The organism is Sulfitobacter sp. 1A13679 (genome assembly GCF_043557115.1).
Lineage (GTDB): Bacteria > Pseudomonadota > Alphaproteobacteria > Rhodobacterales > Rhodobacteraceae > Sulfitobacter > Sulfitobacter faviae.
Map to the genome: position 1 here is coordinate 35,015 of NZ_JBIFFO010000024.1, position 24,170 is coordinate 59,184.

At 64.3% G+C, this 24,170-nt stretch carries 27 protein-coding genes; 20 read left to right on the forward strand and 7 right to left on the reverse strand.

Features of this window, described 5'->3' with window-relative positions:
- Positions 1 to 50: 50 nt before the first annotated feature.
- The 14 genes from ACGYLA_RS16615 (at position 51) to ACGYLA_RS16680 (ending at position 14,238) form a co-directional block, all read left to right on the forward strand.
- The gene (locus ACGYLA_RS16615; RefSeq protein WP_394433897.1) at positions 51 to 2,342 is read left to right on the forward strand and encodes a bifunctional salicylyl-CoA 5-hydroxylase/oxidoreductase; all 2,292 of its coding nucleotides are present in this window, start codon (positions 51 to 53) and stop codon (positions 2,340 to 2,342) included.
- Positions 2,339 to 3,070: an SDR family NAD(P)-dependent oxidoreductase gene (locus tag ACGYLA_RS16620; RefSeq protein ID WP_394433899.1), complete on the forward strand. Its 732-nt coding sequence runs from the start codon at positions 2,339 to 2,341 to the stop codon at positions 3,068 to 3,070. Before ACGYLA_RS16615 ends, ACGYLA_RS16620 begins: the two co-directional genes overlap by 4 nt.
- Positions 3,067 to 3,528: a MarR family winged helix-turn-helix transcriptional regulator gene (locus ACGYLA_RS16625; RefSeq protein WP_394433901.1), complete on the forward strand. Its 462-nt coding sequence runs from the start codon at positions 3,067 to 3,069 to the stop codon at positions 3,526 to 3,528. The genes ACGYLA_RS16620 and ACGYLA_RS16625 overlap by 4 nt, the downstream gene beginning before the upstream one ends.
- Complete coding sequence (locus ACGYLA_RS16630) at positions 3,518 to 4,318, forward strand: enoyl-CoA hydratase family protein (RefSeq protein WP_394433903.1); 801 nt, start codon at positions 3,518 to 3,520, stop codon at positions 4,316 to 4,318. Before ACGYLA_RS16625 ends, ACGYLA_RS16630 begins: the two co-directional genes overlap by 11 nt.
- A gap of 44 nt (positions 4,319 to 4,362) precedes the next feature.
- Complete coding sequence (locus ACGYLA_RS16635; RefSeq protein WP_394433905.1) at positions 4,363 to 5,514, forward strand: acyl-CoA dehydrogenase family protein; 1,152 nt, start codon at positions 4,363 to 4,365, stop codon at positions 5,512 to 5,514.
- Positions 5,511 to 7,133, forward strand: a complete 1,623-nt coding sequence (locus ACGYLA_RS16640) for an AMP-binding protein (RefSeq protein WP_394433907.1) — start codon at positions 5,511 to 5,513, stop codon at positions 7,131 to 7,133. Before ACGYLA_RS16635 ends, ACGYLA_RS16640 begins: the two co-directional genes overlap by 4 nt.
- Positions 7,130 to 7,957, forward strand: a complete 828-nt coding sequence (locus ACGYLA_RS16645; protein ID WP_394433909.1) for a tryptophan 2,3-dioxygenase — start codon at positions 7,130 to 7,132, stop codon at positions 7,955 to 7,957. Before ACGYLA_RS16640 ends, ACGYLA_RS16645 begins: the two co-directional genes overlap by 4 nt.
- Positions 7,958 to 9,145, forward strand: a complete 1,188-nt coding sequence (gene kynU, locus ACGYLA_RS16650) for a kynureninase (protein WP_394433911.1) — start codon at positions 7,958 to 7,960, stop codon at positions 9,143 to 9,145.
- Positions 9,146 to 9,232: 87 nt separating this feature from the next.
- Positions 9,233 to 10,378 carry an ABC transporter substrate-binding protein gene (locus ACGYLA_RS16655; RefSeq protein ID WP_394433913.1) on the forward strand — a complete coding sequence of 382 codons (1,146 nt, stop codon included), beginning with the start codon at positions 9,233 to 9,235 and terminating at the stop codon, positions 10,376 to 10,378.
- Between the two features lie 96 nt (positions 10,379 to 10,474).
- Positions 10,475 to 11,392, forward strand: a complete 918-nt coding sequence (locus ACGYLA_RS16660; RefSeq protein WP_136720382.1) for a branched-chain amino acid ABC transporter permease — start codon at positions 10,475 to 10,477, stop codon at positions 11,390 to 11,392.
- 3 nt (positions 11,393 to 11,395) lie between these two features.
- On the forward strand, positions 11,396 to 12,379 hold the full coding sequence (locus tag ACGYLA_RS16665) for a branched-chain amino acid ABC transporter permease (RefSeq protein WP_394433915.1): 984 nt from the start codon (positions 11,396 to 11,398) through the stop codon (positions 12,377 to 12,379).
- Complete coding sequence (locus tag ACGYLA_RS16670; protein ID WP_394433917.1) at positions 12,372 to 13,130, forward strand: ABC transporter ATP-binding protein; 759 nt, start codon at positions 12,372 to 12,374, stop codon at positions 13,128 to 13,130. Before ACGYLA_RS16665 ends, ACGYLA_RS16670 begins: the two co-directional genes overlap by 8 nt.
- The gene (locus ACGYLA_RS16675; RefSeq protein WP_394433919.1) at positions 13,127 to 13,816 is read left to right on the forward strand and encodes an ABC transporter ATP-binding protein; all 690 of its coding nucleotides are present in this window, start codon (positions 13,127 to 13,129) and stop codon (positions 13,814 to 13,816) included. Before ACGYLA_RS16670 ends, ACGYLA_RS16675 begins: the two co-directional genes overlap by 4 nt.
- A gap of 23 nt (positions 13,817 to 13,839) precedes the next feature.
- Positions 13,840 to 14,238 (forward strand): RidA family protein, encoded by a 399-nt coding sequence (locus tag ACGYLA_RS16680; RefSeq protein WP_394433921.1) that lies wholly within the window; start codon positions 13,840 to 13,842, stop codon positions 14,236 to 14,238.
- 18 nt (positions 14,239 to 14,256) lie between these two features.
- Here ACGYLA_RS16680 and ACGYLA_RS16685 read toward each other — a convergent pair whose 3' ends face one another.
- From ACGYLA_RS16685 to ACGYLA_RS16695, 3 genes are read right to left on the reverse strand one after another with little or no spacing between them, the layout of a single operon-like run.
- Positions 14,257 to 15,063 (reverse strand): metal ABC transporter permease, encoded by an 807-nt coding sequence (locus tag ACGYLA_RS16685; protein WP_209218728.1) that lies wholly within the window; start codon positions 15,061 to 15,063, stop codon positions 14,257 to 14,259.
- On the reverse strand, positions 15,056 to 15,814 hold the full coding sequence (locus ACGYLA_RS16690) for a metal ABC transporter ATP-binding protein (protein WP_394433923.1): 759 nt from the start codon (positions 15,812 to 15,814) through the stop codon (positions 15,056 to 15,058). The genes ACGYLA_RS16685 and ACGYLA_RS16690 overlap by 8 nt, the downstream gene beginning before the upstream one ends.
- Positions 15,811 to 16,290, reverse strand: coding sequence for a Fur family transcriptional regulator (locus ACGYLA_RS16695; protein WP_394433925.1), 480 nt, complete (start codon positions 16,288 to 16,290; stop codon positions 15,811 to 15,813). The genes ACGYLA_RS16690 and ACGYLA_RS16695 overlap by 4 nt, the downstream gene beginning before the upstream one ends.
- A gap of 83 nt (positions 16,291 to 16,373) precedes the next feature.
- Between ACGYLA_RS16695 and ACGYLA_RS16700 the strand changes: the two genes are divergently transcribed.
- Positions 16,374 to 17,471, forward strand: a complete 1,098-nt coding sequence (locus ACGYLA_RS16700; protein WP_394433927.1) for a zinc ABC transporter substrate-binding protein — start codon at positions 16,374 to 16,376, stop codon at positions 17,469 to 17,471.
- Positions 17,472 to 17,570: 99 nt separating this feature from the next.
- Here the strand turns inward: ACGYLA_RS16700 and ACGYLA_RS16705 are convergent, their stop codons facing one another.
- The 4 genes from ACGYLA_RS16705 to ACGYLA_RS16720 all read right to left on the reverse strand — a co-directional run bounded on the left by ACGYLA_RS16705 (position 17,571) and on the right by ACGYLA_RS16720 (position 21,415).
- Positions 17,571 to 19,592, reverse strand: coding sequence for a PhoX family protein (locus ACGYLA_RS16705; protein ID WP_394433929.1), 2,022 nt, complete (start codon positions 19,590 to 19,592; stop codon positions 17,571 to 17,573).
- Between the two features lie 65 nt (positions 19,593 to 19,657).
- Positions 19,658 to 20,716 carry a YeeE/YedE family protein gene (locus ACGYLA_RS16710; protein WP_394433931.1) on the reverse strand — a complete coding sequence of 353 codons (1,059 nt, stop codon included), beginning with the start codon at positions 20,714 to 20,716 and terminating at the stop codon, positions 19,658 to 19,660.
- A complete protein-coding gene (locus ACGYLA_RS16715) occupies positions 20,709 to 21,047 on the reverse strand; it encodes an ArsR/SmtB family transcription factor (protein ID WP_394412690.1) in 339 nt (112 codons plus the stop codon). Before ACGYLA_RS16715 ends, ACGYLA_RS16710 begins: the two co-directional genes overlap by 8 nt.
- The gene (locus ACGYLA_RS16720; RefSeq protein WP_394433933.1) at positions 21,044 to 21,415 is read right to left on the reverse strand and encodes a hypothetical protein; all 372 of its coding nucleotides are present in this window, start codon (positions 21,413 to 21,415) and stop codon (positions 21,044 to 21,046) included. Before ACGYLA_RS16720 ends, ACGYLA_RS16715 begins: the two co-directional genes overlap by 4 nt.
- Positions 21,416 to 21,512: 97 nt before the next feature.
- Between ACGYLA_RS16720 and ACGYLA_RS16725 the strand changes: the two genes are divergently transcribed.
- The 5 genes from ACGYLA_RS16725 to ACGYLA_RS16745 form a co-directional block, all read left to right on the forward strand.
- Complete coding sequence (locus ACGYLA_RS16725; RefSeq protein WP_276153900.1) at positions 21,513 to 22,250, forward strand: cytochrome c biogenesis CcdA family protein; 738 nt, start codon at positions 21,513 to 21,515, stop codon at positions 22,248 to 22,250.
- Between the two features lie 28 nt (positions 22,251 to 22,278).
- Positions 22,279 to 22,863 carry a thioredoxin family protein gene (locus ACGYLA_RS16730; RefSeq protein ID WP_394433935.1) on the forward strand — a complete coding sequence of 195 codons (585 nt, stop codon included), beginning with the start codon at positions 22,279 to 22,281 and terminating at the stop codon, positions 22,861 to 22,863.
- 135 nt (positions 22,864 to 22,998) lie between these two features.
- Positions 22,999 to 23,475, forward strand: coding sequence for a sulfur oxidation c-type cytochrome SoxX (gene soxX, locus ACGYLA_RS16735; protein ID WP_394433937.1), 477 nt, complete (start codon positions 22,999 to 23,001; stop codon positions 23,473 to 23,475).
- A 119-nt stretch (positions 23,476 to 23,594) separates the two neighbouring features.
- Positions 23,595 to 24,014 carry a thiosulfate oxidation carrier protein SoxY gene (soxY, locus tag ACGYLA_RS16740; RefSeq protein ID WP_394433939.1) on the forward strand — a complete coding sequence of 140 codons (420 nt, stop codon included), beginning with the start codon at positions 23,595 to 23,597 and terminating at the stop codon, positions 24,012 to 24,014.
- A gap of 31 nt (positions 24,015 to 24,045) precedes the next feature.
- Positions 24,046 to 24,170: thiosulfate oxidation carrier complex protein SoxZ (locus tag ACGYLA_RS16745; protein ID WP_394433943.1), on the forward strand; the 125-nt coding region annotated here is incomplete at its 3' end.

Here is a 24,170-nt window from a genome sequence, read left to right on the forward strand (position 1 = left end):
AAGCGACTCGCCCTAGGATCCCTTCCAAAGCGAACCAGAGGGGAATTTCGATGCGTGCAATCTGTCTTGGCGGCGGTCCTGCGGGGCTGTACTTCGCGATCTCTCTCAAGCTGCGCCAGCCCGAGGCCGATGTCACCGTGCTTGAGCGCAACCGCCCCGATGACACCTTCGGCTGGGGCGTCGTGCTCTCGGACGAGACGTTGGACAATCTCGAGGCCAATGATCCCGTCTCGGCCAAGGAAATCCGCAGCCACTTCGCCTATTGGGACGACATCGCGCTGCACCACAAGGGCAACACGATCCTCAGCTCCGGCCATGGCTTCTGCGGCATCGGGCGCAAGCGGTTGCTGCTGATCCTGCAGGAGCGTGCCCGCGAATTGGGCGTGAACCTGCAGTTCGAGACCGAGGTGAAGGCCGCTTCGGAATACATGGACAACTACGATCTGGTTGTCGCCTCGGACGGTCTGAACTCCAAGACCCGGATGGAGTTCGAGGACACTTTCAAGCCCGACATCGACGTGCGCCGCTGCCCCTTCGTCTGGCTCGGCACGCATCAGAAGTTCGATAATGCCTTCACCTTCATCTTTGAGAAGACCGACAAGGGCTGGATCTGGGTTCATGCCTACCAGTTCGACAAGGACACGGCGACTTTCATCGTCGAATGCAGCCAGGAGACTTTCGACGCCTACGGTTTCGGCGAGAAGACGCAGGAGGAGACGATCGCGATCTGCGAGGAGATCTTCAAGGACCACCTTGACGGGCACAAGCTGATGACCAACGCCAGCCACATCCGCGGCTCGGCTTGGATCAAGTTCCCGCGCGTGCTTTGCGAGAAGTGGAGCCACGAGAACGTCGTGCTGCTGGGCGATGCCTCGGCCACGGCGCATTTCTCGATCGGCTCGGGCACGAAACTGGCGCTGGAATCGGCGATCTCGCTGGCGAAACACGTCAGCGACGACGTCGATCTGCCCACGGCTTTCGAAAAATACGAAGAGGCCCGCCGCCTCGAAGTGCTGCGCCTGCAATCGGCGGCGCGCAACTCGGTCGAATGGTTCGAGGACGTAGAGCGCTACCTCGACCTCGACCCGGTGCAGTTGAACTACTCCATGCTGACCCGCAGCCAGCGGATCAGCCACGAGAACCTGCGCGAGCGGGATCCGAAGTGGCTTGAGGGGGCCGAGAAATGGTTCCTCGAACAGGCGGGCGCCGACACCAATGGCCCGATCCGTGCGCCGATGTTCGCGCCCTTCCGCCTGCGCGACATGAAGCTCAACAACCGCATCGTCGTCTCGCCCATGGCGCAGTACAAGGCCGTCGACGGCTGCCCCACCGACTGGCATCTCATCCATTACGCCGAACGCGCCAAGGGCGGCGCGGGGCTGGTCTATACCGAGATGACCTGCGTCTCCCCCGAGGGTCGGATCACGCCGGGGTGCCCCGGCCTCTACGCGCCCGAGCACGAGGCGGCGTGGAAGCGGCTTACGGATTTCGTCCATGCCGAGACCGACGCCAAGATCTGCTGCCAGATCGGCCACTCGGGCCGCAAGGGCTCGACCCAGCTCGGCTGGGAAGAAATGGACGCGCCGCTGAAAGCGGGAAATTGGGAGATAATCTCGGCCTCGCCGATCCCGTGGTCGGAAAACAACGCCGTGCCGAAGGAAGCGACACGCGCGGATATGGACCAGATCCGCGACGAATTTGTTGAGGCTGCCCGCATGGCGGAGCGCGCCAATTTCGACATGATCGAACTGCACGCGGCCCACGGCTACCTGATCTCGTCGTTCATCTCGCCCCTGTCGAACCAGCGCGAAGATAAATACGGCGGCAGCCTCGAGAACCGCATGCGCTATCCGCTCGAAGTCTTCCGCGCCATGCGCGACGCCTGGCCCGAGGAAAGGCCGATGGCGGTGCGTATCTCGGCCAACGACTGGGTCGAGGAAGACGGCGTCACGCCCGAGGAAGCGGTCGAGATCGCGCGCATGTTCAGTGAAGCCGGGGCCGACATCATCGACGTCTCGGCGGGCCAGACCTCGAAACAGGCCAAGCCGGTCTATGGCCGCATGTTCCAGACGCCTTTCAGCGACCGCATCCGCAACGACGGCGGGATCAAGACAATGGCCGTGGGCAATATCTACGAGGCCGACCACGTGAACTCGATCCTCATGGCGGGCCGCGCCGATCTGGTCTGCCTCGCCCGGCCGCATCTGGCCGATCCCTATTGGACCCTGCACGCCGCCGCCGCCATCGGCGACCGCCACGCTGACTGGCCGCTGCCCTACGGCCCGGGCCGCGATCAGGCATGGCGTCTGGCGGACCGCGCCGCGGAGATGGAGAAGGTATGAGCCATATCGTCATCACCGGAGGCGGCACCGGCGTGGGGGCCGAGATCGCCCATGCGGTGGCCGCCACCGGCGCCAAGGTGACCATCATGGGCCGCCGCGAAGCGCCCCTGCGCGAGCAGGGGTTGCCGTTCCAGATCTGCGACGTGACCGATCCGGAGGCCGTGCAAGCCGCCTTCGCCGCCGCGCGTGCTGAGAATGGCCCCATCACCGGCGTCGTCGCCAATGCGGGTGCTGCCCATTCCGCGCCTTTCCACAAGATCACCGCGCAGGACATGACCGACATGATGGCGGTCAATGTCACGGGCGTCTTCAACGTCTGGCAGGCGGCACTGGCGGAGATGAAGGAGGCCGGGCAGGGGCGGCTGATCGCCGTGGCCTCCACCGCGGGCCTCAAGGGTTACCCATATGTCGCGGGCTATGTCGCGGCCAAACACGGTGTCGTCGGCCTCACCCGGGCGCTGGCACTGGAACTGGCGCGCACGGGCATCACGGTGAACGCGATCTGCCCCGGTTTCATTGACACGCCGCTTCTGGAACGCTCGGTCGAGAATATCACCAAGACCACCGGCAAGAACGCCGAGGAGGCCCGCGCCCTGCTGAAACGCGCCAGCCCCCAGAACCGCTTCGTGGAGACCTCCGAGGTCGCCGGCGCCGTGCTCTACCTGCTGTCGGACGCCGCGGCCTCGGTCAACGGCCACGCGCTGGCGCTATCGGGGGGCGAGGTGTGAGCGACGCGGCCAAGGATCGCGTCCGGCTCTGGCTGCGGCTGCTGAAAGTGGTGCGCGGGCTGGAGCAGGAGTTGCGCGACAGGCTGCGGCGCGAGCATAACACCACGCTGCCGCGTTTCGATGTGATGTCGGCCCTCTCGCGCCATCCCGAGGGGCTGAAGATGAGCCAGCTTTCCGGCGTGCTGCGGGTGTCCAACGGCAATGTCACCGGCATCGCCGACCGCCTCAGCGAAGAGGGGCTGGTGGAACGCATCCCCGTGCCGGGCGACCGGCGGGCGATGATGCTGCGGCTGACGCCTGAGGGGGCGGCGCAATTCGCCCGCCAAGCGCAGGCGCATGAAGACTGGATCAACGAAAAACTGAGCGGAATCTCCTCCGAGGAAGCCCGCGCCATGGCGGCCCGCCTACAAGCCTTCGCCGCCCAAACGGAAGAAGAGGAAAAAGCCAATGCGCAGTGATGTGACGCATTTTCAATGCGAGATCAAAGACCGGATCGCCACCGTGCGGCTCGACCGGCCCGACCGCAAGAACCCGCTGACCTTCGACAGCTACGCCGAGCTGCGCGACTGGTTCCGCGATCTGGTCTATGCCGATGACGTCGACGTGGTGATCTTCGGCTCCAACGGGGGTAACTTTAGCTCCGGCGGGGATGTACATGATATCATTGGCCCTTTGACCAAGATGAATATGAAGGAGCTGCTGCAATTCACCCGCATGACCGGCGATTTGGTCAAGGCCATCGTGAATTGCGGTAAGCCGGTGATCGCAGCCGTCGACGGTGTCTGTGTCGGCGCGGGCGCGATCATCGCCATGGCCTCGGACCTGCGGCTGGCGACGGCGGAGGCCAAGACGGCCTTCCTCTTCACCCGCGTGGGCCTTGCCGGCTGCGACATGGGCGCTTGCGCGATCCTGCCGCGCATCATCGGCCAGACGCGGGCCGCGGAACTGCTCTACACAGGCCGCGCCATGTCGGCGGAAGAGGGCGAACGCTGGGGCTTCTACAATCGTCTGGTGACGGGCGAGACGCTGGAAGGCGAAGCCATGACACTGGCCAAGAAAATCCAGGCCGGCCCAAATTTCGCGCATATGATGACCAAGACGATGCTGGCCCAAGAATGGGCCATGTCGATCGAACAGGCGATCGAGGCCGAGGCGCAGGCGCAGGCGATCTGCATGCAAACGGGTGATTTCGAGCGCGCCTACAACGCCTTCGTCGCCAAGGAGCGCCCAGTCTTCGAAGGGGATTGAGCCGAATACGAAAGCCAAAAGATAACACGCGGGGAGGCGTAACCATGGCTGACAAAAGTTTTCTCGACTGGCCGTTTTTCGAGCCGCGCCACAAGGAGTTGGCGCTGAAGCTCGATGAATGGGCCAAGCGCGAACTGAAGAACGTGGATCACGGCGACACCGACGGGGCTTGCCGCGATCTGGTGACGATGATGGGGCAGGACGGCTGGCTGCGCCACAGCGGGGCCGAGGGCAGCGAGGTGCTCGACGTGCGCACCCTTTGTCTGATCCGCGAAACGCTGGCGCGGCACGATGGGCTGGCGGACTTTTCTTTTGCGATGCAAGGACTTGGCACCGGCGCGATTTCGCTCTTCGGGACCGATGAGCAGAAGGCCGAATGGCTGCCCAAGACCCGCTCGGGGCAGGCGATCTCGGCCTTTGCCCTGACCGAGCCGCAGTCCGGCTCGGACGTGGCAAATTCCACCATGACCGCGACGCCGGATGGCAACGGCTATGTGCTCGACGGGCGCAAGACGTGGATTTCCAACGGCGGCATCGCGGATGTCTACACCGTCTTTGCGCGCACCGGGGAGGCGCCGGGCGCCAAGGGGCTTTCCGCCTTCATCGTGCCCGCCGACACGCCAGGGCTCAAGGTCGAGGAACGGCTCGAGGTCATGGCACCGCACCCGCTGGCGACGCTGCATTTCGACGGCGTGAAACTGCCCGGCTCGGCGCTTCTGGGCGAGGCGGGACGCGGCTTCGCCATCGCCATGTCGGTCCTCGACGTCTTCCGCTCAACCGTGGCCGCCGCCGCCCTTGGCTTTGCCCGCCGCGCGCTGGACGAGGCGCTCGTGCGCGTCACCTCCCGCCAGGTTCAGGGCGCACCCCTGAGCGAGTTGCAGATGGTGCAGGGCCATATCGCGGACATGGCGCTCGACATAGATGCGGCCGCACTGCTCGTCTACCGCGCCGCCTGGACCAAAGACAGCGGCGCGCCGCGCGTCACCCGCGAGGCGGCGATGGCCAAGCTCTTTGCCACCGATCAGGCGCAGAAGGTCATCGACAAGGCCGTGCAACTACACGGCGGCGACGGCGTGCGCAATGGAGAGGCAGTCGAGCGACTTTACCGTGAAATCAGGGCCTTGCGCATTTACGAGGGCGCCTCGGACGTGCAACGTGTGGTCATCGCCCGCCAGACTCTGGGAGCCATGTCATGAAGCTGCATCCGACCGGACATGAGGACACTTTCGCCCGCGACAACCTGCCGCCCTTCGACCAATGGCCGGATCTGTTGCTGGAGCGTTTCGACTATCCCGAACGTCTGAACGTCGGCGTCGAACTCACTGATAAAATGGTGGAAAAAGGGTTCGGCGATCACACCGCGTTGATCGGCAACGGGCGGCGGCGGACCTACAAGGAGTTGTCGGACTGGACCAACCGTTTGGCCGCGGCGCTGGTTGAGGACTTGGGCGTGAAGCCGGGCAACCGGGTTCTGATCCGTTCGGCCAACAACCCCGCCATGGTGGCCTGTTGGCTGGCGGCGACCAAGGCGGGGGCGGTGGTCGTGAACACCATGCCGATGCTGCGCGCGGGTGAGCTTTCGGCCATCGTCGACAAGGCCGAAATCACCCATGCGCTTTGCGACACGCGGCTGATGGACGAGATGACGGCCTGCGCCAAGACCTCGAAATTCCTCAAGACCGTCGCGGGCTTCGACGGTACCAGCAATCACGACGCCGAGTTGGACCGTCTGGCGCTTGAAAAGCCGGTTCATTTTGAGGCGATGGACGCCGCGCAGGACGATGTGGCGCTGCTCGGGTTCACATCAGGAACCACCGGTAACCCCAAGGCAACGATGCATTTTCACCGTGATCTTCTGATTATCGCGGATGGCTATGCGCGCGAGGTGCTGAACGTGACGCCTGAGGATGTCTTCGTGGGCTCCCCGCCGCTGGCCTTTACCTTCGGCCTCGGCGGCCTTGCGGTCTTCCCGCTGCGCTTTGGCGCTGCGGCGACCTTGCTGGAAACCGCCAGCCCGCCAAACATGATCGAGATCATCGAGAAATACAAAGCCACCGTCTGCTTCACCGCACCCACGGCCTACCGCGCGATGCTGCAGGCGATGGAAGAGGGCGCGGACCTCAGCAGCCTGCGCGCCGCCGTCTCCGCGGGCGAGACGCTGCCCGCGCCGGTCTACCACGAATGGCAGGAGAAGACCGGGAAGCCCATGCTCGACGGTATCGGGGCGACGGAGATGCTCCATATCTTCATCTCCAACCGCTTCGACGACCACCGTGCGGCTTGCACCGGCAAACCGGTCACCGGTTTCGAGGCCAAGGTCATCGACGCGGACGGGAACGAGGTGCCTCGCGGCGAGGTTGGGCGTCTTGCCGTGCGCGGTCCCATCGGCTGCCGCTATCTGGGTGACAAGCGGCAGGCCGATTATGTGAAGGACGGCTGGAACATCACCGGCGACAGTTTCATCATGGACGAGGACGGCTACCTGCATTTCGCCGCCCGCAACGACGACATGATCATCAGTTCCGGTTACAATATCGCGGGGCCCGAGGTCGAAGCGGCGCTGTTGAGCCACCCTTGGGTCAGCGAATGCGGCGTGGTCGCAGCGCCGGACGAGGCGCGCGGTTCCATCGTGCAGGCGCATGTGGTGCTGGTCGAAGGCACGTCAGAAGATGCCAATACTATCAAAACCTTGCAGGACCACGTTAAGGCGACCATCGCGCCCTATAAATACCCGCGCGACGTCCGCTTCATCAAGGAACTGCCCAAGACCGCCACCGGCAAAATTCAGCGTTTCGCACTGAGAGAGGGTAAATGAGCACGTTCGACGAAGCTGCCAAGGGCGCCAAGATGGATTTCGCCAAGGACAAGTCCTATGGCGATTACCTCGGGCTGGACCAGATCCTGACCACCGAGAACCCGCTCGACATGGCGCATGACGGGCTGCTGTTCATCATCCAGCACCAGACGTCCGAGCTTTGGATGAAGCTTGCGATCCACGAGTTGACGGCCTGTCGAGAGGCCCTGCAGGCCGGCGATTTGCGGCCTAGTTTCAAGATGTTGACCCGCGTGGCAAGGATCTTTGAACAGCTCAATTCCGCCTGGGACGTGCTGCGCACCATGACGCCCAGCGAATACACGCAGTTCCGCCCCTACCTTGGCGCGTCCTCGGGCTTCCAGTCCTATCAGTATCGCTTGATCGAATATCTTCTGGGCAACCGCATCGCCGCGCTGACCAAGCTGCACGAACATACGCCCGAGCCGCACGCGGCGCTTGTGGCGGAGATTCAGCAGCCGAGCCTTTATCAGGTGGCGGTCGATCTGCTTTGTGACCGGATGGGGGTGCCCTCGCTCGCGGGCCAGCCCGAGCCGCGTGCATGGGAGGCTAAGCAAGAGGTGCAGGACCTCTGGAAAAAGGTTTATGAAGACCCGGCAACCCATTGGGAGCTCTACGAATTGGCCGAGAAACTTGTCGATCTTGAGGATTACTTCCGCCGCTGGCGGTTCAACCACGTCACCACCGTGGAACGCATCATTGGATTCAAACGCGGCACGGGCGGCACCTCGGGTGTGACGTATCTGCGCAAAATGCTCGAGGTGGAGCTCTTCCCCGAGCTTTGGCATGTGAGAGGAGCACTGTAAGTGTCTGTTTTGAGAAAAGATCAGTTTGTCCTGCCGGAGGGTGTCATCTACCTCGACGGCAACTCGCTGGGGCCGCTGCCGAAGGCCGCCGCGGCGCGGGTGCAGGAGATGATCACGGACGAATGGGGCGAGATGCTGATCCGCGGCTGGAACAAGGCCGCTTGGATGGAACAGCCCGCCCGCGTCGGCAATATGGTGGCGGGGATCATCGGCGCGCCCGAGGGTTCGGTCGTCATGGGCGACACGCTCTCGATCAAGGTGTTTCAGGCGCTGGCCTCGGCGCTGAAGCTGCGGCCCGGGCGCAAGGTGATCCTGTCGGACAACGGCAACTTCCCGTCGGACCTCTATATGGCCGAGGGGCTGGTGGGGCTGTTGGAGCAGGGCTATGAACTGCGCACCGTGGCGCCCGAGGAAGTGACGGAAGCCATCGGGGAGGATATCGCCGCCGTGATGCTGACGGAGGTCGACTACCGCACCGGGCGCAAACACGACATGAAGGCGATCACCGAACTGGCCCATGCCAATGGCGCAGTGATGATCTGGGATCTCGCGCATTCGGCGGGCGCGCTGCCGGTGGACCTTGCAGGCTCCAACTGCGAATTCGCCGTGGGCTGCACCTACAAGTACCTCAACGGCGGGCCGGGTGCGCCGGGCTTCATCTACGTCCGCCCCGATCTGGCAGACGCGGTGCAGCCGGCGCTGGCGGGCTGGCTTGGGCATCGCCAGCCCTTTGCCTTTGAGCAAAACTACCAGCCCGGGCAGGGGATCGAGCGGATGCGCGTCGGCACGCCGCCGGTCATTCAGCTCACCGCGCTGGAAGTGGCGATGGAGCTTTGGGCCGATGTGGATATGCAGGCGCTGCGCGAGGCCTCGGTGGCGCTGCAGGAGCAGTTCATCGAAGAGATTGAGCGCGACGTGCCGCAGCTGACGCTGGCGAGCCCGCGCAACAGCGCCGAGCGGGGCAGCCAAGTCTCCTTCCGCTTCGAGGAAGGCTACGCCGCGATGCAGGCGGTGATCGACCGCGGCGTGATTGGCGACTTCCGCGCGCCCGACATCATGCGCTTTGGCTTCACGCCACTTTATCTGGACGCCGAGGATGTCTCCAAGGCGGTCGAGATCATCCGCGACGTGATGGAGAACCGCCTCTGGGACAACGAAAAATACAAGACCCGCGCGCGGGTGACCTGACAGTATCAGGCGCAGGCGTTAAGCTGGCAAAACGATCCAACAAAACGGGCCCGGCAAAGAGGCCCAAACCAACCAAGGGAGACTGAAATGAAGATGAAATCACTGGTGATGGCGGCCTCGGTCGCGGCATTGGCGGCAGGCGGCGCATGGGGCGAAGAGGGCAAGGTGAAGGTCGGCATGATCACAACGCTTTCAGGCGGCGGCGCGGGCCTTGGCATTGACGTGCGCGACGGGTTCCTGCTGGCCACCAAGATGGCCGGGAACGAGAACCTTGAGGTCGTGGTCGAGGACGACCAGCGCAAGCCCGAGATCGCGGTGCAGCTGGCCGACAAGATGATCCAGTCCGAGAAGGTCGATGTCATGACCGGCATCATCTGGTCCAACCTCGCCATGGCTGTGGTGCCGGCGGCGACGGCGCAGGGCAAATTCTACCTCTCGCCCAACGCCGGTCCCTCGGCGCTGGCAGGCAAGGGCTGCAACCCGCTTTACTTCAACGTGGCATGGCAGAACGACAACCTGCACGAGGCTGCGGGCGCCTATGCGAACGACGCGGGCTACGCGAACACCTTCATGCTGGCGCCGAACTACCCGGCGGGCAAGGACGCGTTGACCGGCTACAAACGCACCTATGAGGGCGAAGCGGCGGGCGAGGTCTATACCGATCTGGGCCAGACCGACTACGCCGCCGAGATCGCGCAAATCCGCGCCTCGGGCGCCGACAGCGTGTTCTTCTTCCTGCCCGGCGGCATGGGGATTTCCTTCCTCAAGCAATACGCCAACTCCGGCGTGGAACTGCCCGTGGTGGGGCCAGCCTTCAGCTTTGATCAGGGCATCCTTCAGGCCGTGGGCGAAGCCGCTGTTGGGATCAAGAACACCAGCCAGTGGAACAAAGACCTCGACAACGCGGCCAACAAGACCTTTGTCGAAGTCTTTCAGGAGGAATACGACCGTCTGCCCTCGCTCTACGCAAGCCAGGGCTATGACACCGCGAACTTGCTGCTGAGCGCGATGGAGAAGGCCGATGTGTCGGATGCCGAGGCCTTTGGCGCGGCGCTGAAAGAGGCTGATTTCGACAGCGTGCGGGGCAAATTCTCTTTTGGTAACAACAACCACCCGATCCAAGACTACTACGTGCGCGAAGTGGTCAAGGAGGGTGATGTCTATACCAACAAGCTCATCGGCCCCTCGCTGACCGATCACGCTGACGCCTACGCGGCCGACTGCAAGATGTAATCCCGCGCGGCCCTGGCGCTGACTTCGGTCGCCCGGGGCCGACAAACTAACGCTTTCACGCCGGGCTTCGTCCGGCGCGCCGGGAGGCTTTGCCAAATGTCATTCATCCTGCTCGTCGAACAGGTGCTGAACGGGGTCCAATCCGGGGTCATGTTGTTTCTCATGGCCGCCGGGCTCACGCTCATCTTCGGGGTCATGGGGTTGATTAACCTCGCCCATGGTTCGCTCTACATGGTTGGCGCCTTTGCCGCCGCGGCGGTGGCGGCGGCCACCGGGTCCTTCCTTCTGGCGCTGGTGGCCGCACTTGCCGCTGCCGCATTGGCGGGCTGCCTGATCGAGATGACGGTGATCCGCCGCCTTTATGACCGCGACCACCTCGATCAGGTTCTGGCGACCTTCGCGATGATCCTGATTTTCTCCGAGGGCACGCGCTTCTTCTTTGGCTCCTTCCCGCTGTTTCTCGACATTCCCGCCGCGCTGGCGGGGCCGGTGACGCTGCCGGGGGGCATCCAGTATCCGCTTTACCGCCTTGTCATCATCGGCGTGGGTCTTGCCATCGCCGCCGGGCTCTTCCTGCTGATCGCCCGCACGCGTATCGGCATCCAGATCCGCGCGGGCGAGGCCGACCGCGAGATGATCGCGGCGCTCGGCGTCGATATCGCTAAGCTCTACACGCTGGTCTTCGCGCTCGGGGCCGCCCTTGCGGGGCTCGCCGGGGCGTTGGTGGGCGCGATCCAGTCGGTGCAGGTGGGCATGGGCGAGCCGGTGCTGATCCTTGCCTTCGTGGTCATCGTCATCGGTGGCATCGGCTCGATCAAGGGCGCGCTGATCGGCGCGCTGCTGGTGGGGCTGACGGATACGCTGGGCTCGGTCCTGCTGCCGCTCTTCTTTGCCAATTTCATGGAGGCGTCGGCGGCCACCTCTGTCGGCTCCTCGCTCGCTTCCATGTCGATCTACATTCTCATGGCGGGGGTCTTGCTTTTCAAACCCACCGGCCTGTTTGGGGAGGCCTGAGCCATGATGCGCGAAACACTTGTAAACGTCTTTCTCTTCCTGCTCCTGCCGGTCACGGCGCTGGCGGCCTTCGCGCTGGACGAGCCTTTCATCATCACGCTGGCCACCAAGGCCGCGATCCTCGCCCTTGCCGGCGTGGGGCTGAACATCGCGCTTGGTCTGGGCGGGCTGGTGAGCTTCGGTCACGCGGCATTCTTCGGCTTGGGCGGCTATGCCATGGGCATCCTTGCCGCCCATGCGCAGAGCTACACGCCGATCATGGAGAGCCCCTTCCTGATCGAGGGCACCAAGTCGATGCCCGTCATCTGGCTGGTGGCGATCGTGGTCTCCGCGCTGGCGGCGCTGCTGATCGGGGCGCTGTCTTTGCGCACCTCGGGCGTCTATTTCATCATGGTCACGCTCGCCTTCGGGCAGATGCTCTTCTACTTCTCGATCTCCTGGCCGGCCTATGGCGGCGAGGACGGGCTGTCGATCTATGTGCGCAACGGCTTTCCGGGGCTGAACACGCTGGACCCGCTGACCTTCTTTGCCATCGCCTTTGCCGTGCTGGCGCTGGTGTTGCTTTTCGCGGGCCGTCTGGCGCGGGCACCCTTCGGCCTCGCACTCTCGGCGGCGCGGCAGAACGCCGAGCGGGTCGAGAGCGTCGGCCTCGCGCCCTTTCGCCTGCGGCTGGTGGCCTTTGTCATCTCGGGCGCGGTCACAGGTCTTGCGGGCGCGCTTTTTGCCGATCTCAACCGTTTCGTCAGCCCGACGATGTTCTCTTGGCAGACCTCCGGCGAGATCATGATCTTCGTGATCCTCGGCGGGGTGGGGCGGCTCTTTGGCCCGGTGGCCGGGGCGGCGCTTTTCATCCTGTTGGAGCATGTCCTGGGCGGGCTGTCGGAGTTCTGGCACATCTACCTCGGCTTTCTTTTGCTGATGGTGGTGCTTTTTGCGCGGGGCGGCATGATCGGCCTGATCGCCGGACGGGAGGTGGCCCATGACTGATGATGTACTTCTGGATGTGCGCAACCTGCACAAGAGCTTCGGGGCGCTGAAGGCCACGGACGACGTCTCCATCACCCTGCGCCCAGGCGAGATTCACGCGCTGATCGGCCCCAACGGCGCGGGCAAGTCGACGCTGATCAAGCAGATCGCGGGCGGGCTGCGCTCGGACAGCGGCACGGTGCATTTCGCGGGGCAGGACGTGACGCCGCTCAGCACGGTGCAGCGCGCGCGGGCCGGGCTGGGGCGGACCTTCCAGATCTCCTCGTTGGCGATGGAATACACGGTGCTGCAAAACGCGGTGCTGGGCGCGCTTGGCCAATCGGGCCGGGTCATGCGCTTCTTCGCCCCGGTGATGCGGCAGGCGGCGTTGCGGGCCGAGGCGATGCGCGCGCTGGAACTGGTGGGGCTGGCCGATCACGCGGCCAAGCGCACATCGGACCTGTCGCACGGCCAACGGCGCCAGCTTGAGGTCGCCGTGGCGCTGACGCTGCGGCCCAAGGTCTTCCTGATGGACGAACCGATGGCCGGGCTTGGCGCAAGTGGGTCGCGCGAGATGACTGGCTTTCTCGACGGCCTTCGGGCCGAGGCGCCGATCCTGTTGGTGGAGCATGACATGGACGCGGTCTTTGCACTCGCCGACCGCATCTCGGTGCTGGTCTACGGCCGCGTCATCGCCAGCGGCACGGCGGCCGAGATCAAGGCCGATCCACAGGTCCGCGTGGCCTATCTGGGCGAGGAGGACGCGGCATGAGCCTGCTGGAACTGAAGGACATCACCGCCTCCTACGGGCCGACACAGGCGCTTTTCGGCGTCGATCTGGCGCTGAAGGCGGGCGAGGTCTGCGCGCTGATGGGGCGCAACGGGATGGGCAAATCCTCCACCATCAAGGTGATCTGCCGGATGCTGAAACACGATAGCGGCAGCCTGCGTCTGAATGGGCGCGACATTGCGGGGTTGCCGTCGTTTCGCGCTGCACAGGCTGGCGTGGGGCTGGTGCCCGAGGGGCGGCGCTGTTTCGCGACGCTGACGGTGCATGAAAACCTTATCGCCGCCGCGCGCCCCGGCCCGTGGGACGAGGCGCGGGTGGTCAAGCTCTTCCCCCGCTTGGGCGAACGGCGGGATCAGGCGGCAGGCTCGCTCTCGGGCGGGGAGCAGCAGATGCTGGCGATTGGCCGCGCGCTGATGACCAACCCGCAACTTTTGCTGCTCGACGAGGCAACCGAGGGTTTGGCCCCGGTGGTGCGTCAAGAAATCTGGGCCGCCGTGGCCGAGCTGAAGCGCGACAGCGGTCTGGCGCTTCTGGTGGTGGACAAATCCCTCGCCGAGCTGCGGCGCGTCGCCGATCACGCCGTTATCCTCGAACGTGGCCGCTCGGTCTGGTCCGGTCCGATGCCCGCGCTCGATTCCCAAATCGCCGACCAATTCCTCGGCGTGTGACTGTTAACAAAAAGGAACACGACATGTCGCATCAAATCATTCAGCCCGAAGGCTGGGCCCCCGCAAAAGGCTATGCAAACGGCATGCTGAGCGCGGATGGCCATCTGTTCGTCGGCGGTCAGATCGGCTGGACCGCCGAGCAGAAGTTCGAATGCCATGACTTCATCGGCCAGATGAAACAGGCGCTGCAAAACATCCGCGACGTGGTCGAAGCCGCCGGCGGCACGCCCGAGGATATCACCCGTCTGACGTGGTATGTCACGGATAAGAAAGAATATCTCGCTGCGCAAAAGGACGTGGGCCGGGCCTATCGCGAGGTCATGGGTAAGCATTTCCCAGCCATGGCGATGGTGGTCGTCGCCGGTCTGGTCGAGGATGAGGCCAAGCTTGAGATCGAAGCCGACGCGGTGATCGTGCGCTAAGCCAAGCCGCCGTCGGGGTCAGCCCCGGCGGCGCAGCGCCGGAAGGGCCGCCGAAAAGGCCGAGGAAAGCGCAAAGAGACCCGCTGCGATGCTGACGATGCTGGGCCCCGTCGGTGTGTCGAACTCCAGCGAGGCCAGCAGCCCCCCGAGGGCCGCCACCGCGCCCAGACCCATGGCCCAAAAAGCCATGGTTTCCGGCGTGCGGGCAAAGGGGCGGGCGGTGGCGGCGGGGATGATCAGCATCGCCGCGATCAGCAGCGCGCCGACCACTTTGATCGCCACGGCCACCATAATCGCCAGCGCCAGCGTCAGGATCAACTGCTCGCGCCGCGGATTGCCGCCCGCGGCCTGCGCCAGATCGGGGTTCAGCGTCGCCGCCAGCAGCGCCGACCAGCGCCACGCCAGCAACAGTGCCACCGCCACGGCACCGCCCCAGATCACGCCGAGGTCAAAGCGTGTCACGGCGAGGATTTCCCCAAAAAGGTAGGACGACAGATCGACCCGCTGCCCCGGCAGCAGGGACACGGCCACGAGACCAAGCGCCAGTGCGGAATGGGCCATCACGCCCAAAAGCGCGTCGGCGCTGACATTGCGGCCCGACAGCGTGCTGATCACCAGCGCCATGACGAGCGCCACTAAAAGCACGCCCGCGGTGATCGGCAGATCGGTCGCCAGCGCCAGCGCCACGCCCAAGAGGGCGGCATGGCTGGTGGCATCGCCGAAATAGGCCATGCGGCGCCAGATCACGAAACAGCCCAAAGGGGCGGCGGCCAGCGCTACGCCAAGGCCCGCGAGGGCGGCGCGCAGAATGAAATCGTCAAGCATTCTCAATCTCTTGGTGGTGGCCGTCACAGGCGGCGCCATGATGGTGGTGGTGATGGTCGTGATCGTGCCGGTAGAGCGCCAGCGCCCCTTGGGTGCCGCTGCCAAAGAGGGCGCGGTATTCGGGCGCTTCGGAGACGGTCTCGGGCGTGCCTTCGCAGCAGACATGGCCGTTGAGGCAGAGCACACGGTCGCTGGCCGCCATGACGACATGCAGATCATGGCTGACCATCAGCACGGCGCAGCCGAGGTCTTGGCGCACGGCTTCGATCTGGCGGTAAAAGGCGGCGGAGCCGGGCTGGTCCAGCCCCTGCGTCGCCTCGTCGAGGATCAGCAGATCGGGCCTTTCCAGCAGGGCGCGGGCCAGCAGCACGCGTTGGAATTGCCCGCCTGAGAGGTCGACCATCTGCCGCTCTGCCAGTTCCGGCACGCCAGCGGTGGCCAGCGCGTCGCGGATCGCCTCGGGCTTCTGGCGGCGGGGCAGGTTGATGAAACGGCGCACGGTGAGCGGCAGCGTCGCGTCGATTTGCAGCTTTTGCGGCACATAGCCGATGCGCAGCCCCGGTTTGCGGTTGATCTTGCCCGCAGCCGGTTTCAGCGCGCCGATCAGCGCGCGCAGCAGGCTGGATTTGCCCGACCCGTTGGGACCGACGATGGTGACGATCTCACCAGCGTCGATATTGAAGTTCACGTCGCGCAGGGCGATCTGACCGTCGTGGCGCAGGGTCAGGCCGCGCGTATTGATCAGGCTCATGCACCGGGCTCCTGACAGGCGGGGCAGAGGCCCTCGGCCTCGACCACGCTACGCTCAATGCGGAATCCGGCGGCGCGGGCGGCATCGCCAAGGCGGCTTCTGTTCGGGGTGGTATCGGCCTCCGCCACCGAGCGGCAGCTGCGACAGATCAGAAAGGCGGGGGCGTGATCCTCGCCCGGGTGCACGCAGCCGACATAGGCATTGAGCGCTTCGATTTTATGGGCAAGCCCGGCTTTCACCAGAAAATCCAAGGCGCGATAGGCCACGGGGGGCTGCGCGCCCAGCCCCTCGGCTGACAGACGGGCGAGCAGGTCATAGGCGCCCAAGGCGCGGTGTTCCGACAGCAGGATCTCCAGCGCGCGGCGGCGCACCGGGGTCAGCCGCAGGCCGCGTTCGGCGCATTGCGCTTCGGCCACCTGCATGGTGCTCCGCACGCAGGCGGCGTGGTCATGATCACTGAATCCTATGGGGCGCATGGGGAACCTCAATTCGTTTCGGTATTGATATGTTATAACAGCGGTGTTAGCAAGGTGATACTATAACATTTTGAAGGTCTGCCATGTATCGTTTCACGCTCCCCGCCGCCGTTCTCGCCGCTGCCGCGTCGCCGCTTTGGGCGGATGTCCCCGCCGTTGCGACAGATATCGCCCCGGTGCATGGGCTGGTGTCGCAGGTGATGGAAGGGGTCGGCACGCCCGACCTCATCGTGCCGCCGCGCAGCTCGCCCCATGGCTATGCCATGCGCCCCTCCGAGGCACGCGCGCTGAGCGGGGCCGATCTGGTCGTCTGGGTCGGCCCGTCGCTGACCCCATGGCTGGCCGATCCGCTGCAATCGCTGGCCAGCAGGGCCAGCCATCTGGCCTTGATGGAGCAGCCCGGCACGCGGGTTTTCGCCTTCCGTGAGGGGGCGACATTCGAGCCGCATGACCATGGTGATGAGGGGCATGGGGACCACGAAGGTCACGATCATGCTGAGGAAGGTCATAAGCATGATGATCATGATCACGACGAACATGGTCACGACGCACATGACGAAGAGCATGACCACGAAGGACATGACCACGGCGATCATGACGACCACGGACATGATGACCACGACCACGACGACCACGGCCACGACGATCACGGCCACGCCCATGGCGGCAACGATCCGCACGTCTGGCTCGACCCGCGCAATGCACAGCTTTGGCTGGGCCAGATCGCCGAGGCGCTGGCGGAGCTAGACCCCGAGAATGCCGCGCAATATCGTGAGAACGCCGAGGCCGCTCAGGCCGAGCTTGCGGTCTTGGAGGAAGACATCGCCGAGACCCTCGCCCCGGTCAAAGACCGCCCCTTCATCGTCTTCCATGACGCCTACCACTATTTCGAAGCGCGTTTCGACATCGAAGCCCGTGGTGCCATCAGCGAGAATGACGCCCGCGCTCCGGGGGCTGCGCGTGTGGCAGAGCTGCGCGACCTAGTGGCCGAGAGCGGCGCGAAATGCGTCTTTGCCGAGCCGCAGTTCAACCCCGGCCTGATTGCCGCCGTGACCGAGGGGCAGGAGACCGGGACCGGCACGCTCGACCCGATCGGCGCGGATCTGGAACTGGGTGTTTCTTTCTACCCCGAACTGCTGCGCGGCATGGCGCAGCGCATGTCTGACTGCCTGTCGGACTAATTTCGGCGCTGGCTAATAGAAGCAGCCCAATAAAAAGTGGTGCAGCCGGGGAAGCTGCACCACATCTTACATGCTGAAATGACTTTTATAGAATTCTGATCAGACGGCGATCTTGCCGCCGCCTTGCTTGGTAATGACGACCACCGCAGGGCGCGGGGGCATCTTGGGGTCGAAGTCGGGCCAGCGGGTGGCCGGGTCCTCAAAGGTGCTTTCCCGCTCGAAACCGGGGATGTCCTTGGTGCCATCCGTCCCCGGGTGCTGCACCGCGACAAAGAGCGTTTCGCCATTCTCGGTGAAGTAGGGGCCGCACATCTCACCGCCCACGGGGCAGCGGAAGAAGAGCTTCGAGGTGCCGCGCGCTTCGCCTTCGGTTTCAAGCGCGTAGAGCCCGTCGGATTTGCCGGTCTTGCCCCAGCTGCTGCCCTGATCGGTGCTGATCCAGAGCCGCCCGTCGGCATCCATCGCGGCATTGTCGGGGCTGCCGAACCAGCCGTTCTCCGATGTCTCGGGGTTCCACTGGGCGCCGACTTCGGCCACCTTTGGGTCACCGCATTGCACGAGGATCGACCATGTGCCGCTGGTGGCAGCGTGGTCGGCATTCGCTTCCTTGATCTCGATGATATGGCCAAAGCTGCTTTCCGGGCGCGGGTTGGCGGCGTTGGTGTCGCCCTGCTTGCGCTTGGTGTTGTTGGTCAGCAGGATATAGGCCGTGCCATCGCCGCGCGGCTGCGCGTCTTCGGGGCGGTCCATCGGGGTGGCGCCCAGCAGGTCGGCGGCCAGACGGGTGTCGATCATCACGTCGCCTTGGTCGTTGAACCCATTTTCGGCGGTCAGCGGCCCGGTGCCATGCACGAGCGGCAGCCAGTTGATCGTGCCGTCCTCTTCGAACCGCGCGACATATAGCGTGCCATCGTCCAGCAGATCGCCATTGGCCGCCGGATCATCGGAGACGGTCCCGGCAGAGACGTATTTGTATTGATAGTCAAAGCGGTTGTCGTCGCCCATATAGACCACAAGCTTGCCATCTTTGCTGACCGTGGTCTCGGCGCCCTCATGGCGGAAACGGCCCAGAGCGGTGCGTTTGACGGGGGTTGAGGTCGGGTCCATCGGGTCAACCTCGACCACCCAGCCGAACTTGTTGGGCATGTTCGGCTCGGCGTCCACGTTGAAACGGTCGTGTTTCTGCCCCCAAGCGTACCACATGCCCGGCACGCCGTAACGGTCCCAAGATTTCTCTTCCGCGGCACCGGTGATGTCGGGTTTGCCGTCGGCATCCAGCTTGTCGGTCCAGAAATAGCCGTGGAAGTTCTCTTCGGCCATCAGCCATGTGCCCCAAGGGGTCAGCCCGCCCGCGCAGTTGTTGAGCGTGCCGATGACCTTGGTGCCGCTGGGGTCGTCGTTGGTTTGCAGCCGCACGTGACCGGCGGCGGGGCCGCTCAGCGTCATCGCGGTGTCGAGCGGGGTGATGCGGCGATTCATCTTGCCGTCGCGCACCACTTGCCATTTGCCCGCCGCGTCGCGGGCGATCTCGACGACCGAGCCGCCGTGGGCTGCCATTTCGATGTCGATCAACTCAGGGGTCATGCCTTTGAAGTTCACCTTGTCCTGACGGCCAAGACCGGGGAACATGACCTCTTCGTTGGTGTATTCGTGGTTCACGCAGAGCAGCCCACGGCTGCCATCGTCGTTCAGGGGCACGAAACCGACATAGTCGTTGTTATAGCCGAACTGCTTCGACTGCGCGGCGGCGGTCTGGTTCATCACGTCGAATTCCGGCGCGTCTGCAGTGATCGGATCGCCCCACCGCAGCAGGATCTGCGCGTCATAGCCGGGGGCGACATGGTGGGTCTCGTCATTGCCCCATGCCAGTTCGTTAAAGACATAGCGGCTGGTGGCGGCGCTGGCCTTGGACGGGGCGATGGCGGCGGCGCTGCCGAAAAGGGCGGTGGTGGCCGACACCCCAAGCATGCCGCGCAGGATGTCGCGGCGGCCATAGCGGGCGTTGATCACATCGCCGATGGTGCGTGACAGGTTCGCATTGGTGGGGATGTCGTCGAATGCCTCAAAGGCTTCGGCCTTGTTGCCGATGGCGGGGTCGTTGAGAATCTCGCGGCGGGTCATCATGCTTCCTTAGGTGACTTGGCTGGCCTCCATTTGCATCATGACTGTCACGGTTTTATGACGCGTCAGACTGTGCTGCGGCGAAATCCTACGATGAGTTGGCGCAGGCCCAAAGCCGCGCCCGCAAAAATTGCGGCGAGGGTCACCGGCCCGCTAAAGGCCAGCACCGAGATGGCCGAGATGCCTTGCCCGATGGTGCAGCCCATGGCGATCACCGCACCCGCGCCCATCAGCCCCGCGCCGAATATCTGGCGGCGGAGTTCGCGAGGGTCTTCGCAGGCTTCCCAGCGGAAATGCCCCTGCCAGAGCGAACCTAGAAAGGCCCCGACCCAGACCCCCGCGACCGAGCCGATGCCAAAGCTGAGCGGGCGGACCGACCCCTGCATCGCATAGAGCAGCGTCTCTCCCACAGGGGCGGCATAGCTATGCGACATCAGCGTTTGCGCGCCAAAACCGGTCTGCGCCAGCCACGCCGTGCCCGCCCAACCCGAGGTGATGGCAAGCCCGGCAACAGCGCCCCAGAACACTTTGCGCAGATCGCCACGAAAGCTGCGGGCGCTGAGCATCAGCAGGCAGACCACGAGGCCGAGCAGGATGCCGATCAGCGGCACCGATCCGCCCATGAAGGCCGACAGCACATGTGCGATGCCGTCAGGCGGCCCCGCGTTCATCTGGCGCGGGAAGAGCAGGGCGCGCGCCGGGGCAAGCGGGCCGGAGAGCACGGCAAAAGCCGCAAGCCCCATGACCAAGACAATGACGAAGGCGCGCAGGTCACCCCCGCCAAGCCGCGCCAAAGCGCCAAAGCCGCAGGTGCCCGCCAGCGCCATGCCGTAGCCGAAGATCAGCCCGCCAAAGACCGCAGGCGCCCATGAGAAGGCAATCGTCAAGTGAAAGGCGCGGTCGAGGTTGATCAGCCCCAAGCTGGCAAGGGTGAAACTGCCCAGCATCGCCACGCCGATGGCCAGACCCCACATCCGCATTCGGTCGCCCGATCCGCCATAGAGCAGGTCTTCGATCGCGCCCAGGGTGCAAAACCGCCCCAATCGTGCGGCGAGGCCCAGCAACACGCCGCCCAGCCCGCCCAGAAGGGCGGCGGTCAGCGGCTGGCCCCAAAGCTCAATCATCCTTGCAGAACAATTCGTAGACCAGTTCCAGCATCCTGCGCGGGCGGTCGTCGGCAAGCCGGTAGTAGATCGTTTTACCGTCCCGACGCGGAGTCACCAGCCCTTCGAGCCTGAGGCGCGACAGTTGCTGCGATACGGCGGCTTGCCGGGTCGAGAGCAGGGCTTCCAACTCGCTCACCGACTTCTCTCCCGAAACGAGGTGACACAGGATCATCAACCGCCCCTCATGGCTGATCGCCTTGAGGAAATTCGACGCGGTCACGGCATTGGTCAGCATCCGGTCCATGTCCTCTTGGGACATGTCGGGGGTCATCACGGGCAGGCTTGTCATTCGGTCGGGTCCTCGAAATCGGTCTTGTCGTGCAAGAGCGTATCAAGCATGGGCCAGAAGAACTCCGCACCGGGGTAGCCTTCGAGGCGGCCCAATTCGACATCCTCTTCGACCAGCAAAAAGGTCGGGGTGAAGATCACCGCACGCTGCGGGGTGACGCTCTCTTCCACGGCGGAGATATCGACGCGGCGCAGCGGGGCGAAAGCCCCTTCGGCGGTCTTGGGATAGGCGGGGGCGATCTCTTCGTCCCAACGCTGGCAATAGATGCAGCCGGGCTGTTCGACCATGACCAGTTCTACCGCCTGTAGGGGCTGGGCGGGCAGGGCGGTCAGCGCCGCGAAGCTCAGAGCGGTCAGTGTGCGGATCATCGGCTTGCCTGATTGACGTTTGGACGACACTCAACGTAATTTGAATATGTGAATTGTTCAAGCGCGGCGGACCGGCGCGGCGCGGGCGGGGGGTAACATGTTCGACATCACCTATGCAGGCGCGCTTTTCGCAGGGCTGCTCAGCTTCTTTACGCCCTGCATTCTGCCGATGGTGCCATTCTACCTTAGCTATATGGCGGGGCTCAGCGTGACCGAATTGCGCGGCGATGGTGCAATCGCGCCGGGGGCGCAGCGGCGCTTGGTGTTGTCTTCGCTGCTCTTCGCGCTTGGGGTCACGACGATCTTTGTTCTGCTCGGCATGGGTGCCACGGCCATCGGGCAGGTGTTCACCCAGTACCTTGAGCCGCTGAGCTGGGTGGCGGCAGCGATCCTGACGGTCTTCGGTCTGCACTTCCTCGGCGTGATCAAAGTGCCGCTGCTCTACCGCGAGGCGCGGCTGGAGGGGGGCGGCAAGCCCACTTCGGTCTGGGGCGCCTATGTCATGGGGCTGGCCTTCGGCTTTGGCTGGACACCCTGCGTCGGCCCCGCGCTGGCGGCGATCTTGATGATCGCCTCAGGCATGGGCGATATCGCCCGGGGCGGGCTGTTACTGGCCGCCTATGGCGCGGGGATGACCGCGCCCTTCGTGGTGGCCGCGCTTTTCGCCAAACCGTTTCTCAACTGGGCCGCGCGGCATATGGCGCTGGTGCAAAAGGTGGAAAAGGCGATGGGGGTGATGCTAATCCTCTTTGCCGTGCTGATCGTGACCGGCGGTGTGCAACTGATCGCGGATGCGATGATCCGTTGGTTCCCCAGCTTCACGACGCTAGGATAGACGCAACAATCAGGAGGAGGACGCCAAGATGATCGGATCGAGGATAGGAGCCGCAGTGGCGGCGGCGATGCTGGCTTGGCCTTTGGCCGCGGCGGAACTGGGCGACGACGGGCTGCACAAGACGCCCTGGATGCGCGACACCTTCAAAGACCTGCGTGAGGATCTGGAGGAGGCCAGGGGCGAGGACAAACGTCTGATGCTGATGTTCGAACAGCGCGGCTGCATCTATTGCACCAAGATGCACGAAGAGGTTTTCCCAGCCCCCGAAATCGCCAATTACATTGAAGAGAATTATTTCGTTGTGCAGCTGAACCTGCATGGCGATATCGAAGTGACCGATTTCGACGGGGAGACGCTCTCGGAAAAGCAGATGGCGCGGAAATGGGGGATTCTCTTCACCCCGACGCTGATGTTCCTGCCCCATGAGGTGGCCGAAGACGCGACCGCGCCGCAGGCGGCGGTGGCGGTGATGCCGGGGGCGTTCGGCAAGGGCACGACGCTTGATATGCTCACATGGGTAAACGAGGAACGCTACGCGCTCGACGGCGATGAGGATTTCCAACGCTACCACGCGCGGATGATCCAAGAACGCAACAATGGCAGCACCGATTGACCGGGGAAAGCGGCGCCGCACGGGGAAAGCTATTCAAAAGTTTGAATTTGTTGTTGCGCCGCGCCGCATCCCTGTCTTAGGGTCAGGTAAACCGGATCACACATCACCGTGATCGGCACTGGGAGGAAGTTTTCGATGATGAGATGGATCGCCGCCGCAATTGTGTCGGGCGCGCCCGTTCTGGCCGCCGCAGAAACCGTGGCACCTGCCGACGTGACCTATGATGACTATGGTTCGGTTGAACAATCCCTGACCGGGACACCCGGGGATGCCGCCAAGGGTGCGGCCATCGTCGGCAGCAAGAAGGCGGGCAACTGCGTGGCCTGCCACCAGATCAGCGCGCTCAGCGAGGTTCCCTTCCAGGGTGAAATCGGTCCGATGCTCGACGGGGCTGGTGACCGCTGGAACGAGGCCGAGTTGCGCGGCATCGTGGCCAATAGCAAGATGACCTTCGAAGGCTCGATGATGCCGTCCTATTACAAGACCAGCGGCTATATCCGCCCCGGCGACGGCTTCACCGGCAAGGCGGGGACCGAACCTTTGCCGCCGCTGCTGGACGCGCAGCAAATCGAAGATATCGTGGCCTTTCTGGCGACGCTTAAGGAAGAGTGACGCGGCCCGCCCGCCGCGCTGAGCAAGCGGTGGCGGGGGACCGGTGCAAGAGATCGCGATCAGCGCATCGCGGAATGGAATGACGGCGCGCTGCGCCCGTACGAACAAGGAGACGAGAGATGAACTTCTCAAGACGTGAAACTCTGGGCCTCGGCTTTGGCGCCATGGCGCTGACCATCCTGCCGGTGGGGGCTTCGGCCGCCACGGTGGACGAATTGATCGCGGAATTCACTGGCGGGGCCGATATGGCCGACACCGGCGTGACCCTGACCGCGCCCGAGATCGCCGAGAACGGCAACACCGTGCCAATCTCGGTAGAGGCACCGGGCGCTTCGGCGATCATGGTGCTGGCTGCGGGCAACCCGACACCGCCCGTGGGCACCTTCAACTTCGGCCCGCTGGCGGGCAGCCGCAGCGCCTCCACCCGCATCCGGCTGGCGCAGACCCAAGACGTCATCGCCATCGCCAAGCTGGAAGACGGCACGTTCGCCCGCACCAGCGCAGAGATCAAAGTTACAATCGGTGGCTGCGGCGGCTAAGCCCGCGCGCCCCAAATCAGGAGTTTAGAAAATGGCAGAAGGTGTAACACCCCGCGTCAAAGTGCCGAAAAAGGCCGAGGCCGGCGAGGTCATCACGATCAAGACGCTGATCAGCCACCCGATGGAATCGGGCCAGCGCAAGGACAGCGACGGCAA

What these genes read in the sequence shown, in the direction of transcription:
- ACGYLA_RS16665 (WP_394433915.1), top strand. Translation starts at nt 11,396, where the DNA reads ATGATGCGCGAAACACTTGTAAACGTCTTTCTCTTCCTGCTCCTGCCG.
- ACGYLA_RS16675 (WP_394433919.1), top strand. Translation starts at nt 13,127, where the DNA reads ATGAGCCTGCTGGAACTGAAGGACATCACCGCCTCCTACGGGCCGACA.
- ACGYLA_RS16635 (WP_394433905.1), top strand. Translation starts at nt 4,363, where the DNA reads ATGGCTGACAAAAGTTTTCTCGACTGGCCGTTTTTCGAGCCGCGCCAC.
- ACGYLA_RS16715 (WP_394412690.1), bottom strand. Translation starts at nt 21,047, where the DNA reads ATGACAAGCCTGCCCGTGATGACCCCCGACATGTCCCAAGAGGACATG.
- ACGYLA_RS16660 (WP_136720382.1), top strand. Translation starts at nt 10,475, where the DNA reads ATGTCATTCATCCTGCTCGTCGAACAGGTGCTGAACGGGGTCCAATCC.
- ACGYLA_RS16695 (WP_394433925.1), bottom strand. Translation starts at nt 16,290, where the DNA reads ATGCGCCCCATAGGATTCAGTGATCATGACCACGCCGCCTGCGTGCGG.
- soxX (WP_394433937.1), top strand. Translation starts at nt 22,999, where the DNA reads ATGATGAGATGGATCGCCGCCGCAATTGTGTCGGGCGCGCCCGTTCTG.
- soxY (WP_394433939.1), top strand. Translation starts at nt 23,595, where the DNA reads ATGAACTTCTCAAGACGTGAAACTCTGGGCCTCGGCTTTGGCGCCATG.
- ACGYLA_RS16615 (WP_394433897.1), top strand. Translation starts at nt 51, where the DNA reads ATGCGTGCAATCTGTCTTGGCGGCGGTCCTGCGGGGCTGTACTTCGCG.
- ACGYLA_RS16710 (WP_394433931.1), bottom strand. Translation starts at nt 20,716, where the DNA reads ATGATTGAGCTTTGGGGCCAGCCGCTGACCGCCGCCCTTCTGGGCGGG.
- ACGYLA_RS16685 (WP_209218728.1), bottom strand. Translation starts at nt 15,063, where the DNA reads ATGCTTGACGATTTCATTCTGCGCGCCGCCCTCGCGGGCCTTGGCGTA.
- ACGYLA_RS16620 (WP_394433899.1), top strand. Translation starts at nt 2,339, where the DNA reads ATGAGCCATATCGTCATCACCGGAGGCGGCACCGGCGTGGGGGCCGAG.
- ACGYLA_RS16690 (WP_394433923.1), bottom strand. Translation starts at nt 15,814, where the DNA reads ATGAGCCTGATCAATACGCGCGGCCTGACCCTGCGCCACGACGGTCAG.
- ACGYLA_RS16725 (WP_276153900.1), top strand. Translation starts at nt 21,513, where the DNA reads ATGTTCGACATCACCTATGCAGGCGCGCTTTTCGCAGGGCTGCTCAGC.
- ACGYLA_RS16655 (WP_394433913.1), top strand. Translation starts at nt 9,233, where the DNA reads ATGAAGATGAAATCACTGGTGATGGCGGCCTCGGTCGCGGCATTGGCG.
- ACGYLA_RS16640 (WP_394433907.1), top strand. Translation starts at nt 5,511, where the DNA reads ATGAAGCTGCATCCGACCGGACATGAGGACACTTTCGCCCGCGACAAC.
- ACGYLA_RS16705 (WP_394433929.1), bottom strand. Translation starts at nt 19,592, where the DNA reads ATGACCCGCCGCGAGATTCTCAACGACCCCGCCATCGGCAACAAGGCC.
- ACGYLA_RS16680 (WP_394433921.1), top strand. Translation starts at nt 13,840, where the DNA reads ATGTCGCATCAAATCATTCAGCCCGAAGGCTGGGCCCCCGCAAAAGGC.
- ACGYLA_RS16630 (WP_394433903.1), top strand. Translation starts at nt 3,518, where the DNA reads ATGCGCAGTGATGTGACGCATTTTCAATGCGAGATCAAAGACCGGATC.
- ACGYLA_RS16730 (WP_394433935.1), top strand. Translation starts at nt 22,279, where the DNA reads ATGATCGGATCGAGGATAGGAGCCGCAGTGGCGGCGGCGATGCTGGCT.
- ACGYLA_RS16670 (WP_394433917.1), top strand. Translation starts at nt 12,372, where the DNA reads ATGACTGATGATGTACTTCTGGATGTGCGCAACCTGCACAAGAGCTTC.
- ACGYLA_RS16720 (WP_394433933.1), bottom strand. Translation starts at nt 21,415, where the DNA reads ATGATCCGCACACTGACCGCTCTGAGCTTCGCGGCGCTGACCGCCCTG.
- ACGYLA_RS16645 (WP_394433909.1), top strand. Translation starts at nt 7,130, where the DNA reads ATGAGCACGTTCGACGAAGCTGCCAAGGGCGCCAAGATGGATTTCGCC.
- ACGYLA_RS16700 (WP_394433927.1), top strand. Translation starts at nt 16,374, where the DNA reads ATGTATCGTTTCACGCTCCCCGCCGCCGTTCTCGCCGCTGCCGCGTCG.